The 13,195-nt window shown below is 43.2% G+C and carries 13 protein-coding genes and 2 riboswitches; of the genes, 12 read left to right on the top strand and 1 reads right to left on the bottom strand.

The features are described from left to right. Positions 1-60 precede the first annotated feature (60 nt). Positions 61-1,020 carry a 6-phosphofructokinase gene (gene pfkA / locus KHA99_RS27555; protein WP_213120716.1) on the top strand — a complete coding sequence of 320 codons (960 nt, stop codon included), beginning with the start codon at positions 61-63 and terminating at the stop codon, positions 1,018-1,020. Positions 1,021-1,277: 257 nt separating this feature from the next. Here pfkA and KHA99_RS27550 read toward each other — a convergent pair whose 3' ends face one another. After that, positions 1,278-2,153, bottom strand: a complete 876-nt coding sequence (locus KHA99_RS27550) for a LysR family transcriptional regulator (protein WP_213120715.1) — start codon at positions 2,151-2,153, stop codon at positions 1,278-1,280. Positions 2,154-2,325: 172 nt separating this feature from the next. Here KHA99_RS27550 and solA point away from each other — a divergent pair, with 172 nt between their 5' ends. From solA to KHA99_RS27495, 11 genes are all read left to right on the top strand, one after another. Continuing rightward, complete coding sequence (solA, locus tag KHA99_RS27545) at positions 2,326-3,492, top strand: N-methyl-L-tryptophan oxidase (RefSeq protein ID WP_213120714.1); 1,167 nt, start codon at positions 2,326-2,328, stop codon at positions 3,490-3,492. 63 nt (positions 3,493-3,555) lie between these two features. Continuing rightward, positions 3,556-3,969, top strand: a complete 414-nt coding sequence (locus tag KHA99_RS27540) for a EutQ-related cupin domain-containing protein (protein WP_213120713.1) — start codon at positions 3,556-3,558, stop codon at positions 3,967-3,969. Positions 3,970-4,049: 80 nt separating this feature from the next. Beyond that, positions 4,050-4,154: riboswitch (glycine riboswitch) on the top strand. A 3-nt stretch (positions 4,155-4,157) separates the two neighbouring features. Further along, positions 4,158-4,240, top strand: a riboswitch (glycine riboswitch). Positions 4,241-4,316: 76 nt separating this feature from the next. Then, a complete protein-coding gene (glyA, locus tag KHA99_RS27535; RefSeq protein WP_213120712.1) occupies positions 4,317-5,567 on the top strand; it encodes a serine hydroxymethyltransferase in 1,251 nt (416 codons plus the stop codon). 15 nt (positions 5,568-5,582) lie between these two features. Continuing rightward, positions 5,583-6,101, top strand: a complete 519-nt coding sequence (locus tag KHA99_RS27530) for a serine dehydratase beta chain (RefSeq protein WP_213120711.1) — start codon at positions 5,583-5,585, stop codon at positions 6,099-6,101. Then, positions 6,101-6,982: an L-serine ammonia-lyase, iron-sulfur-dependent, subunit alpha gene (sdaAA, locus tag KHA99_RS27525; protein ID WP_213120710.1), complete on the top strand. Its 882-nt coding sequence runs from the start codon at positions 6,101-6,103 to the stop codon at positions 6,980-6,982. Before KHA99_RS27530 ends, sdaAA begins: the two co-directional genes overlap by 1 nt. Positions 6,983-6,997: 15 nt before the next feature. Next, the gene (gcvT, locus tag KHA99_RS27520) at positions 6,998-8,110 is read left to right on the top strand and encodes a glycine cleavage system aminomethyltransferase GcvT (protein WP_213120709.1); all 1,113 of its coding nucleotides are present in this window, start codon (positions 6,998-7,000) and stop codon (positions 8,108-8,110) included. Positions 8,111-8,187: 77 nt separating this feature from the next. Next, positions 8,188-8,583, top strand: coding sequence for a glycine cleavage system protein GcvH (gcvH, locus tag KHA99_RS27515; protein ID WP_213120708.1), 396 nt, complete (start codon positions 8,188-8,190; stop codon positions 8,581-8,583). A gap of 1 nt (position 8,584) precedes the next feature. Beyond that, entirely contained in the window at positions 8,585-9,937 is a 1,353-nt protein-coding gene (gene gcvPA / locus KHA99_RS27510; RefSeq protein ID WP_213120707.1) for an aminomethyl-transferring glycine dehydrogenase subunit GcvPA, read from the top strand. Further along, positions 9,930-11,408 carry an aminomethyl-transferring glycine dehydrogenase subunit GcvPB gene (gene gcvPB, locus KHA99_RS27505; protein ID WP_213120706.1) on the top strand — a complete coding sequence of 493 codons (1,479 nt, stop codon included), beginning with the start codon at positions 9,930-9,932 and terminating at the stop codon, positions 11,406-11,408. Before gcvPA ends, gcvPB begins: the two co-directional genes overlap by 8 nt. Before the next feature lie 567 nt (positions 11,409-11,975). Beyond that, positions 11,976-12,854: a lipoyl synthase gene (gene lipA / locus KHA99_RS27500; protein WP_213120705.1), complete on the top strand. Its 879-nt coding sequence runs from the start codon at positions 11,976-11,978 to the stop codon at positions 12,852-12,854. Positions 12,855-12,890: 36 nt separating this feature from the next. Then, a complete protein-coding gene (locus KHA99_RS27495; protein WP_213120704.1) occupies positions 12,891-13,193 on the top strand; it encodes an iron-sulfur cluster biosynthesis family protein in 303 nt (100 codons plus the stop codon). Positions 13,194-13,195: the final 2 nt, after the last annotated feature.

Raw genomic sequence — 13,195 nt, 5'->3', positions numbered from 1 at the left:
CAATTTGGATAAGGGCAGACTTCAAGCTTTTGAATCTGCCCTTTTTATGGAGGGTTTTGCATGAAAAAGATAGCGGTATTAACGAGCGGCGGGGATGCACCAGGAATGAACACAGCGATTCGTGCTGTTGTTCGCAGAGGGATACACAAGGGATTAGATGTATTTGGGGTGGTAAATGGTTACAAGGGCTTGATTGAGGGCGATTTCACTCCAATGAGCTTAGGAAGTGTAGGGGATATTATTCATCGGGGAGGCACCATCTTAAAAACATCCAGGTGTGAGGAATTCAAGGACACAATCGTACAGCAGCAGGCTATTCAAATATTAAGAGAAAACGAGATTGAGGGATTAATTGTCATCGGCGGGGATGGTTCTTTCAGGGGTGCAAGAAAATTAACAGAGTTAGGCTTCCCGACGGTCGGTATTCCGGGCTCGATTGACAATGATATTGCAGGGACAGACTATTCGATTGGATTCGATACGGCCGTAAATACAGCTGTTCAAGCAATCGATAAAATTCGCGATACAGCATTTTCCCATGAACGTACTTATGTCATTGAGGTGATGGGCCGAGGTGCCGGGGATATTGCCTTATGGGCAGGTGTGTGCGGCGGGGCGGAGTCCATCATTATCCCAGAAGCCGACTATGATTTGGAAGATGTGATTGATCGGATCAAGCAGGGGCACCAGCGCGGAAAGAGACACAGTATTATTGTAGTGGCAGAAGGTGTTGGCAAAGGGCTGCAAATGGGAAAAGAGATTCAAGAAAAAACAGGATTTGAAACAAAGGTTACCATACTTGGGCATATTCAAAGAGGGGGTTCTCCAAGCGCCTATGATCGAATGATGAGCAGCCAAATGGGAGCACTAGCCGTTGATTTGCTCATGGAGGGGAAGAAAGGTGTCATGGTTGGTGTGAAAAGTGGGCAGCTAACCTTTACTACCTTTGTGGAAGTGGAAAAAGGCCGGCACACAATCGATCTTTCCATTTACGAGTTAGCTAGAAGCCTTTCTATTTAAGGAAAATATCCATCTTCAAAATTATGAATAGGAGAGTGGCCACAATGGAAAAAAAATATTGCATTCATTGCAGAGCGCTTTATTCAAAAGTATCGATCTGCAGTATATGCGGAAAAAGTGAATTTCAGGAAATAAAAATTTTAATCCACCACCAAGAACAATCGAATCAAAAAAAAATCCTGGCTGAAAACTCTATATCTTGTAACCTAGCATAATCCCCCTCTCATTATGCAGGGGGATTACGCTAACCACTACAATTATACTTCTACCTTTTTTTCTTGATCACTAACATTTTGGATTGTTTCGATAAATTTCTGCATCGTATTTGTCAAGAATGAATCTGCCCGGCGAATAAAAACCGTTGTGATTTTGGAGTATTTTTCGGGAATATGATAGATTCGAACGACCCCATCTGCCTCCAAGAGACTAACCGTAGATTTTGGGATAATCGTAATACCTAAACCGGCTATTACACTGCCCAAAATCGTCTCCCATGTGCCAAATTCCATGATTTTTGCATTGATTCTTCCTTCATCGCGGACCCAGCCCTCCAATTTTGAACGGTAGCTGCACCCTTGTTTGAAAACAAGGAGCGGCTTGTTTTTTAATTCCTCAAAAGGAATCTCTTCCTTGTTGGAGATTAAAACCAATTCCTCTTCAAAGACTTCATATTGAGCAATTTGTGGATGATTAAAATTTCCTGTTACAAACGCTCCGTCCAGTTTATAGCTGAGAATATCCTCGACAAGATCCTCTGTTACACCGCTTACAAGAGACAAGTCAATATTGGGATATTTCTTGTGATAGGCAGAAAGAATCAGTGGAAGTTTGTATAATGTCTCAACAGTGCCTATTTCAAGGGTACCAACGGGGTTATCCGAGTCTTGAACCACTTTTAACATCTCATCGACCATGGAAATAATTTTTTGAGCATAAAACAATAGTTTTTTTCCTTCCGAATTTATAACCATCCCGCGGCTTGAGCGGTGAAATAACTCGGTTTGAAGTTCTTCCTCCAGCTGCCTGACCCTTACGGTTACATAGGATTGAACATAATTTAGGCTTTTGGCGGCCTTTGAAATGCTACCGAACTCAGCTACCTTTTGAAAAATCCGCAAATCCTTAATTTCCATGGCTATTCCCCCGTATCAATCTGTTATTCCTAACCACATTGCTAATAGAGATAATATTTCTAATAGAGATAGATAGTATCTCTTTTAATCATTTTACATGATGGCAGAAAGGTCGTAAGATATTATTAAAGAATTAAGAAAATTTAAATTATTAAAAAGGAGAGCAGAAACGATGAGCAAAAAAGACTTTGATGTAATTGTTGTTGGCGCAGGATCGATGGGAATGGCGGCAGGTTATTACCTGGCCAAACAAGGTGTAAAAACATTATTGGTAGATGCATTTGATCCGCCTCATACAAATGGCAGCCATCACGGTGACACACGGATTATCCGCCATGCTTATGGTGAAGGACGTGAGTATGTACCGTTTGCATTAAGAGCCCAGGAGTTATGGTATGAACTTGAGAGAGAAACACATCATAAGATTTTTACCAAAACCGGTGTTTTAGTATTTGGCCCTAAAGGTGAATCTGACTTCGTTGCTGAAACGATAGAAGCCGCAAATATTCATGGATTGGATGTTGATCTACTAGAAGGCGATGAAATTCATCAGCGCTGGCCGGGTGTAACCGTCCCTGAAAATTTTAACGCTATTTACGAAAAGAACTCCGGTGTCTTGTTTAGTGAAAATTGCATCCGCGCTTACCGGGAACTAGCCGAAGCGCATGGTGCCAAAGTGTTAACGCATACACGGGTTGAGGATTTTGAGATTTCCGAGGACTCTGTCAAAATCCAAACAGAATTTGGTTCCTTTACAGGCAGTAAGTTAATCTTGAGCATGGGAGCTTGGAACAGCAAGCTTCTATCAAAGTTAAATATTGATATTCCATTACAGCCATACCGCCAAGTTGTAGGATTCTTCGAATGCGAAGAGTCCCAGTATAGCAATACCCATGGATTCCCGGCGTTCATGGTTGAAGTACCGACAGGCATCTATTACGGGTTCCCAAGCTTCAGCGGCTGCGGTTTGAAAATAGGATACCATACTTTTGGTCAAAAAATCGACCCAGATACAATTAATCGTGAATTTGGGATCTATACTGAGGATGAAGGAAATATTCGCAGATTCCTAGAAGAATACATGCCTGGTGCTACTGGAAGCCTTAAAAGAGGGGCAGTTTGCATGTACACCAAAACACCTGATGAGCATTTTGTGATTGATTTGCATCCACAGTATTCCAATGTCGCAATCGCAGCGGGATTCTCCGGCCATGGATTTAAATTCTCAAGTGTCGTTGGAGAAACGCTGAGCCAATTAGTGACAACCGGCAAAACGGAACATGATATTTCTCTCTTCTCTATCAATCGCCCTGCATTAAAACAGAAAGCAAAGATCTAATAGATTATTAAATTGCCAATATACTAGAACGATTAAAAAAATAATAAATTTAGAGGTGCAAAAATGAGCGAAAAAACATTAACACAAAGCCAATTATCTTATTTAGATGCAAAACCGGGCATTCAATTAATTAAAGCAGGAACCTATAAATTAAATGAATTAAGCGTATTGCGGGGAACACCTGAGTTAAAGGGGCAAATCCTTGATGTGCCGGTTACAGATAAAAAACAAGTATTAACAATGGGTTACTATGCACTCCAGCCTTCGGTTGATTATTCTGCAGAATTTACTTTTATTGAAATCAAAGTTGTTACCAAAGGCAAAATGGTTGTCCGCGATGTAGAAGGAAATAAATATGTGGCAGAAGTCGGGGACGTATTAGTTTTCTCCCCTAATACAACTGTTATTTTCGATGGTGAAAGTGATGGCGAAGTGGTTTACTTCAAAAATGTAGAAGCAAATCCTTCTTATTTGTGATAACCAAACTAATCTAAAAAAAGAATTGACAATTATAAACAGAATGATTATTCTGAAAATAATAAAATTGAATAGAGCGAATGATTGTTGTGGGAGAGTGTAATATCTACATCTACCACCGAAGGAGCAAGTTCCAAAAAAACCCTTGGAACCAATCTCTCAGGTAAAAGAACCATAACAGGACGCACCTCTGGAGAGCGTATTTGAAAATGCCACCAAAGGAGAAAGCTCCATAAATATTGGAGTTTAACTCTCAGGTAAAAGGACAGAGAAGGGATGATTTTACACCCCTTTTCTGTCCTTTTTTGTTTTTTAAAAAACAATGATGGAAAAATGGAGGAAGATCAATGAGCTTACAGCATAACGATTCAACAATTTTTGAAGCAATCGAAAGTGAAAAAAATCGCCAGCTCCATACGTTGGAGTTAATTGCATCAGAAAACTTTGTCAGCCCGGACGTTTTGGAAGCAATGGGAAGTGTGATGACGAACAAGTATGCCGAAGGGTATCCCGGAAAACGTTATTATGGCGGCTGTGAATTTGTAGATGTCGCAGAACAGGCAGCGATTGAAAGGCTGACTAAATTATTTGGCGCCAAATTTGCCAATGTCCAGCCTCACTCCGGTGCACAGGCCAATACAGCTGTTTTTTTCGCCCTGCTTAAACCAGGAGATAAGATTATGGGGATGAATTTATCGCATGGCGGCCATTTAACACACGGGAGTCCAGTGGCAATGTCAGGGAAATGGTTTGATGTCGTTTCTTATGGGGTAAGAGAAGACAATCACTTGATTGATTACGATGAATTGGAGGAGGTTGCCAATAAAGAACAACCAAAACTAATTATTGCCGGCACTAGCGCCTATCCAAGAATCATTGATTTTGCAAGGTTTAGAAAAATAGCCGATCAGGTTGGTGCAAAACTGATGGTTGATATGGCGCATATTGCTGGACTTGTTGCCGCCGGTCTCCATCCTTCTCCGGTGCCGTATGCGGATGTTGTGACCAGCACCACACATAAAACATTGCGCGGTCCGCGAGGCGGCGTCATTTTAACAAACGATGAAGAAATCTTAAAACAAATTAATAAAGCGGTTTTTCCGGGAATTCAGGGCGGTCCGCTCATGCATATCATTGCCGCTAAGGCAGTTGCTTTCAAGGAAGCATTGCAGCCAAGCTTTAAAGAATATGCCAAACAGATTATTGATAATTCTGCTGCGCTTGGAGAGGCATTAAAGCAGGAAGGTGCAGCTCTTGTATCCGGCGGGACTGATAATCATATTGTTCTCCTAGATGTGCGTCCGTGGGATTTAACCGGAAAAGAAGCAGAGAAATTGCTTGAAGAAGTCGGAATTACAGTTAACAAAAACACCATTCCATACGACCCGCAAAGCCCGTTTGTGACAAGTGGAATCCGTATGGGGACTGCAGCATTAACCACACGTGGGATGAAACAAGAAGAAATGGTGCAAATCGCAAAAGTGATCGCAGCCGTTCTTAAGAGCAAAGGGGATTTCGCCGTAATCGAACAGGGAAGAAAGACAACAAAAGCAATTTGCGGGGGATTTCCATTATTTCAACAGCCAATCACTGTTTAAGAAAGGGGTAGCTTAATGGAGTATCAAAGCTGTTTTGACATCATCGGCCCGATTATGGTAGGGCCATCCAGTTCTCATACAGCAGGTGTTGTATCAATCGGGAAATTTGTTTATGAGATGCTTGGAGGATCCCCAAAAAAGGCGGATATAACTTTCTATGATTCGTTCTCTGAAACATACCAGGGACACGGAACAGATAAAGCGCTTCTCGGCGGCCTGCTGGGGATGAATACAGATGATACCAGAATTAGATACGCGGTCGAATTAACCAATCGATACGGGCTTCACTACGAATTTAAATTTGAGAATCGCTGCCCGTATTATGATCATCCAAACACAACGGTTGTCAGGGCCAGACGGGCAGACCTTATTGTTAAAGTAGGCGGTGTATCTTTAGGCGGAGGTTTATCAAAAATCTTTATGATTGATGATGAAAAAGTTGATATTCGATTAAGCACAGATGATGATTTTTCGAAAATTGCCGCAAAATATCGTTCCAATACTTTTTATGAAGCGATGTTGGAGGGTGTATGATGGATTTTCGATCAATGAACGAGCTCACCGAACTTTGTACCCGAGAACGGAAAACTGTTGGCGAAATGATGCTGATGGTGGAAATGGAAAAATCGGGGAGAGACAAAGAGATGATTATCGATATGATGGCAGAGCGGTTAATTAAAATGAAGCATGCAGTTGAGAGCGGCGTAGAAGATGGATCCCCAGCACCAAGCGGTATCTCTGGCGGTGATGCCGTTAAGATGAGCGAATACGTAAATAACGGGAAGGGTTTATCTGGTCCGTATATTAACGATGCGATGACTTTCTCAATGGCCACATCGGAAACCAATGCACGGATGGGCGTGATTGTGGCAACGCCAACGGCAGGGGCCGCTGGTATTATACCCGGGGTATTATTTTCTCTTCGCAAGAATGACGGCACCTCCTATCGGGATTTAGTCATGGGTTTGTTTACCGCAAGTGCACTCGGATATGTGATTGCCAACCGCTCCTTTATCTCTGGAGCGGCCGGAGGATGCCAAGCGGAGGTCGGTTCGGCCACAGCAATGGCGGCCGGGGCGATTGCTGAATTAAAGGGCGGGACACCAGAGCAGGTGGTGAACGCCACGGCGCTCGCGATGAAATCCCTTTTAGGATTAGTATGTGACCCGGTTGCTGGTCTCGTGGAAGTTCCATGTATCAAGCGGAACGTAATCGGTACCTCGATTGCCTTTTCAGCAGCTGACCTGTCGCTTGCCGGGATTGAAAGCCGAATTCCATGTGATGAAGTCATTGAGGCAATGTACAAAATAGGCAAGGAAATGCCGCGCACGCTTCGGGAAACAGCGCTCGGCGGCCTGGCCATGACGGCCACAGGAATGAAATTGAAAGATCGGTTACTTTGCAGAAACACATAAGACGGAGGGGCTCAGATGAGTACAGATACAGTATTAAAACGGACACCGCTTTTTGAAACATATAAAAAGTACGGCGCAAAAGTGATAGATTTTGGAGGATGGGGACTGCCGGTTCAATTTTCCAGCATTTTAGAAGAACATGAGGCAGTCCGTAATGAAGCAGGTCTGTTCGATGTTTCGCATATGGGTGAGGTACTTGTAGAAGGAAAAGATGCTGAGAGCTATATTAATTACCTCGTAACAAACGATGTAACCAAGCTTCAGATCAACCAGGCACAGTATACGGCAATGTGTTACCCGGACGGCGGAACAGTCGATGATTTACTAGTTTACAAGTTAGCGAGTGAAAAATATCTTCTGGTGATTAATGCGGCAAATATTGAAAAAGATTACGAGTGGATGAAACAGCAGGCAAAAGGGAATGTCACCTTAACGAATATTTCTGCTGATACTGCCCAGCTGGCTATTCAAGGTCCAAAAGCCGAAAAAATTTTACAAAAAGTAACCGATACAAATTTAGCGGAAATTGGCTTTTTCCAGTTTGCCGATCATGTCACGGTTTCCGGGATCTCTGGTGTACTAGTCTCCCGCACCGGCTATACGGGAGAGGACGGATTTGAGCTTTATTTAGCGGCAGACAAAGTGGAAGCGCTTTGGGAGAGGCTGTTAGATGCAGGAAAAGAAGATGGCTTAAAGCCTTGCGGACTTGGGGCCCGGGACACACTTCGCTTTGAAGCCCGCTTGGCACTGTATGGTCAAGAGCTTTCCAGCGAAATCGGACCTCTGGAAGCAGGCATCGGGTTTGCCGTAAAAACAAACAAAGAATCAGTATTTTTAGGTAAGGAAGTACTTGCTAAGCAAAAAGAAGAAGGATTAAAACGAAAAATAGTCGGAATCGAAGTGACTGGAAGAGGGATCCCGCGGCATGGCTATAAAGTATTTTCTGAAGGCGGAGAGGAAATTGGCTTCATTACATCGGGAACCCATTCCCCGACATTGAAGAAAAGTTTAGGCCTTGCCCTTTTAAGCGCAGAATTTGCAGCAGTTGGAACTCAGGTTAAGGTTGAAATTCGCAATAAGCAAATTGAGGCAGTTGTTGTGAAAACACCTTTTTATAAAAAGAGTTAGGTTCATTTTTTCCGAGATTGATTGGTTTTACAGGATTGACTAAATTTATGAATACTAGGGTGGAAGGAAGGATTCATATGACAAACGCGACAGCAAACCTTTTATATAGCAAGGAGCATGAGTGGGTATTATCATTGGGTGAAAATCGGGTACGAATCGGAATCTCTGGTTATGCGCAGCACCAGTTGGGGGATATCGTTTTCGTTGAGAATCCAGCAGAAGGCGATGAATTAACGGCTAACGAAACAATCGGGACAATTGAGTCGGTTAAAGCAGTTTCTGATATTTACTCACCTGTATCTGGTACCGTTGTAAGTGTCAATGAGGAACTGGAAAGCGCTCCTGAGACAATCAATGAACAACCATATGATGCCGGCTGGTTGGTAGAGGTAGAATTGTCCAATCCAGAAGAATTAGAAGCACTCTTAAATGAAGCTGAGTATCAGGCATTTATTAATGAAGGAGAGGAATAAGATGACATCGACTTATCGATACCTTCCTGATACAAAACAAGATCAAGAGGAAATGCTTGCATTGTTAAGTATTTCTTCGACAGAAGCCTTATTTGAGGATTTACCAGAGGAGATTCGTCTGGATGGTGAGTTAAATATACCGGAAGCGGTTCCTGAACCGCTCCTTCTGAAAAAAATGCAGCAGCTTGCCGGGCAAAATATAAATGCCAATCAATACCCGACGTTTCTTGGTGCGGGGACATATGACCATTACATTCCAAGTGTTGTGAATCACATGATTTCCCGCTCTGAATTTTATACAGCCTATACACCTTACCAACCGGAAATCAGCCAGGGTGAACTGCAGGCGATATTTGAATTTCAAACAATGGTTTGTGAACTGACAGGCATGGATGTTGCCAATTCTTCGATGTACGATGGCTTTACCTCATTGGCAGAAGCGGCATCTCTTGCAGTTGCTCATACGAAGCGTTCTAAAGTAATTGTGTCACAGGCGGTTCATCCTGAATCACGTGCCGTCTTGAAAACGGTAGCTGATGGTCAGACATATATAATAGAAGAAACTCGTCTTGCTGGTGATGTAACAGACTTAAAGCAGCTCGAGGAACAAGTAGACCAAAACACTGCCGCTGTCATTGTCCAATACCCAAATTTCTTTGGTTCGATTGAAGACTTGGCGGAATTGAAGAAGATCGCAGCAGCAAAAGGGGTCCTGTTTATTGTCAGTGCCAACCCGCTTGCACTCGCACTCTTGGAGGCACCGGGAAATCTCGGGGCGGATATTGTGGTCGGTGATATGCAGCCATTAGGAATCCCGATGTCCTTTGGCGGTCCGCATTGTGGTTATTTTGCTGTTGATAAAAAGTTGATGCGTAAAATCCCAGGTAGGATTGTTGGGCAAACGGCAGATGATCAAGGGAAACGCGGCTTTGTATTGACCTTGCAAGCACGGGAGCAGCATATTCGCCGTGACAAAGCATCCTCCAATATTTGTTCTAATCAGGCATTGAATGCCCTTTCATCTGCCATTTGTATGTCGGCCCTTGGAAAACAAGGGATTCGTGACATGGCCCAGCTGAACTTTGAGAAAGCTGCCTATATGGCTAAACGGTTAAAAGAAAAAGGCTTTATCATTGAAAATCAAGCGCCATTCTTTAATGAGTTTATCGTTAAATTGCCGCTTTCGGTCAAGGAAGCAAATGCGAAACTTCTTGAAGCGGGTATCATTGGCGGGTTTGATTTGGGAAGTGATTACGGATTCGAAAATCAAATGCTGATTGCTGTAACTGAGCAGCGGTCGAAAGAAGAGATTGACCAATTTATCAATGTATTGGAGGCAGTTGTAAATGGTTGAATATAATCAGTTAATCTTTGAAGTCAGTCGCCCGGGCCGAGTTGGCTCCAGCCTCCCGGTAAGCGATGTTGATAAAATTAATTTACAAGAACTGCTTCCAAAGCATTTGATCCGTCAAGAAGCAGCAGAGCTTCCGGAAGTATCAGAGCTTCAGCTTGTACGTCATTACACAGCTCTTTCGAATAAAAATCACGGGATCGATAATGGGTTCTATCCGCTTGGTTCTTGTACGATGAAATACAATCCGAAAATTAACGAAGATGTGGCAAGGTTTGAAGGCTTTAGCCGCATTCACCCTTATCAGCCAGTTGAAACTGTACAGGGCGCCCTTAAGCTTCTATATGAATTGCAAGAAGATTTAGCGGTCATTACTGGAATGGATGCCGTTACCCTGCAGCCGTCTGCCGGTGCGCAAGGAGAATGGACCGGTTTGATGATGGTAAAAGCCTATCATGAGCAAAAGGGTGAAAAGAGAACAAAGGTGCTTGTTCCCGACTCGGCCCACGGAACGAACCCTGCCAGTGCAACAGTTGCCGGTTATAAAACAGTAACTATTCCATCCAATAAAGATGGGTTGGTCGACCTGGAAGAATTAAAGAAACATGTCGATAGTGACACAGCCGCTCTTATGCTGACAAACCCGAATACATTGGGACTATTTGAAAAAGAAATCCTGGAAATTGCCAAGGTTGTCCATGAAGCCGGCGGGTTATTGTATTACGATGGCGCCAATGCAAATGCGATATTAGGAAAAACAACGCCGGGGAAAATGGGCTTTGACATTGTCCATTTAAATCTTCATAAAACCTTTACAACCCCTCATGGAGGCGGAGGTCCTGGCGCGGGTCCAGTCGGTGTCAAGAAGAAGCTGATTCCGTTCCTGCCTGTACCGCGTGTTGACAAAGACGGTGACCGCTATGTGATGGACACGAATCATCCATTGTCAATCGGCAGGGTAAAAGGCTATTATGGGAATTTTGGCATTCTTGTTCGCGCGTATACCTATATTCGAACAATGGGGCCTGAAGGATTGCGGCAGGTATCGGAAAGTGCTGTGCTTCATGCAAATTATCTTCGCAAAAAACTTGAGCCGTATTTTGAAGCACCGTATTCGCAAGTTTGTAAGCACGAATTTGTTTTATCGGGATCCAAACAGAAAAAGCTTGGTGTCAGGACTCTTGATATGGCTAAACGCCTGCTTGATTTCGGCTATCATCCGCCGACCATCTACTTCCCGTTGAATGTAGAAGAATGCTTGATGATTGAACCGACAGAAACAGAGTCAAAAGAAACGCTGGATGCTTTTGCTGATGTGATGATTCAAATTGCTATAGAAGTAGAAGAAAATCCTGGCGTGGTGCTGGAGGCACCGCATACAACCGTCATTGGGCGTTTGGATGAAGTGCAGGCGGCAAGGCAGCCAATCCTGCGGTATACGAAGGAAAAACATAAAGAAACAGTAAAATCTTAACCGCTCATGGTTAAAAAATAAACCACTTTATTGGTTACGGAACAGGCGGCTGCTTCGGGGTTTTGGTCACCAATAGTCTTTATTGGTGACCGAACGGGTGGTTGCTACTCGGTTTTGGTCACCAATAGTCTTTATTGGTGACCGAACGGGTGGATGCTACTCGGTTTTGGTCACCAATAGTCTTTATTGGTGACCGAACGGGTGGATGCTACTCGGTTTTGGTCACCAATAGTCTTTATTGGTGACCGGGGCGGGTGGATGCTACTCGGTTTTGGTCACCAATAGTCTTTATTGGTGACCGAGCGGTGACTACTTCTTGGTTTTGGTCACCAATAGTCTTTATTGGTGACCGAGCGGGTGGTTGCTACTCGGTTTTGGTCACCAATACTCTTTATTGGTGACCAAATGGGTGAGTGCATCTTGGTTTTGGTCACCAATAGTCTTTATTGATGACAAAATGGGTGGATTCTTCCGTGTTCCAGGCCCCAACACCTTTAATTTAAATGTAATACAAACTGAATCAATGTATCTTAAATTTGACTCGATTCGTTCATAGGAGTAGATGAAATGTCTGTCGAACATGTTCGCAAACCAGATTGGCTTAAAATTAAATTAAATACGAATGAACAATATACCGGTTTAAAAAAAATGATGCGCGAAAAAAAACTTCATACGGTCTGTGAAGAGGCGAAATGTCCGAACATTCATGAGTGCTGGGCTATCCGGAGAACCGCAACATTTATGATATTAGGAAGTGTCTGCACCAGGGCTTGCCGTTTCTGTGCTGTGCAAACGGGGCTTCCGACAGAGCTGGATTGGGAAGAGCCGGAACGTGTAGCTGAATCGGTCGAGCAAATGGGCTTAAAGCATGTTGTCATCACCGCGGTTGCCCGTGACGATTTAAAAGATGGAGGAGCGCAGGTTTTTGCTGAAGCCGTACGTGCAGTAAGAAGAAGGAACCCATTTTGCAGTGTGGAAGTTCTTCCGTCCGATATGAACGGAGTTTATGACAATTTAAAAATATTAATGGATGCAAGACCCGATATTTTAAACCATAATATCGAAACAGTAAAACGCTTGACCCCAAAAGTGCGTGCCCGTGCCACCTATGAACGATCGCTGGAGTTTTTAAGAAGGGCAAAGGAAATAAACGCAAACATTCCAACGAAATCCAGCATTATGATTGGTCTTGGCGAAACAAAAGAAGAAATTATCGAAGCGATGGATGATCTTCGTGCCAACAATGTAGACATCATCACAATTGGTCAATATTTGCAGCCGACAAAACAACATTTAAAAGTCCAAAAGTATTGGAGTCCGCTAGAGTTTAACGAATTAAAGGAAATCGCCCTGCAAAAAGGGTTCAGTCATTGTGAGGCAGGTCCTCTTGTCCGCTCTTCTTATCATGCAGATGAGCAGGTCAATGCGATAAAAGTGAATGTGTAAGTAGCCGTGTAAGGCTATAAAGGGGGAGAGAGAGAATTGGTAATCAGCTTAACAGAAGCAGCAGTGAACAAGCTAAAAAAAATGAAGACGAACGAAGATCAGCTTCCGCGGATTGATGCTGATATTGCCGGCGGATGCGGAATTTCAGTGAAATTTAATCTTATTTTTGATGGAATGCGACGGAATGACACGGTTATTGAATATGAAGGAATTCAAATTCGAATTGACCATTTTACAAAACGCTATTTAGATGAAATAACTCAAATTGATTATACAGAGGAATATGGTTTTCAGGTTGGCGAAAGTTTTAGCTCAAGTGCATGTGCAATTGAGTTTTAAAT

It is taken from the genome of Neobacillus rhizophilus (genome assembly GCF_018343535.1).
Classification (GTDB): Bacteria; Bacillota; Bacilli; order Bacillales; family Cytobacillaceae; genus Neobacillus; species Neobacillus rhizophilus.
The sequence above is the reverse complement of the archived record's forward strand: the minus strand, read 5'-3'. Positions and strand labels throughout refer to the sequence as shown.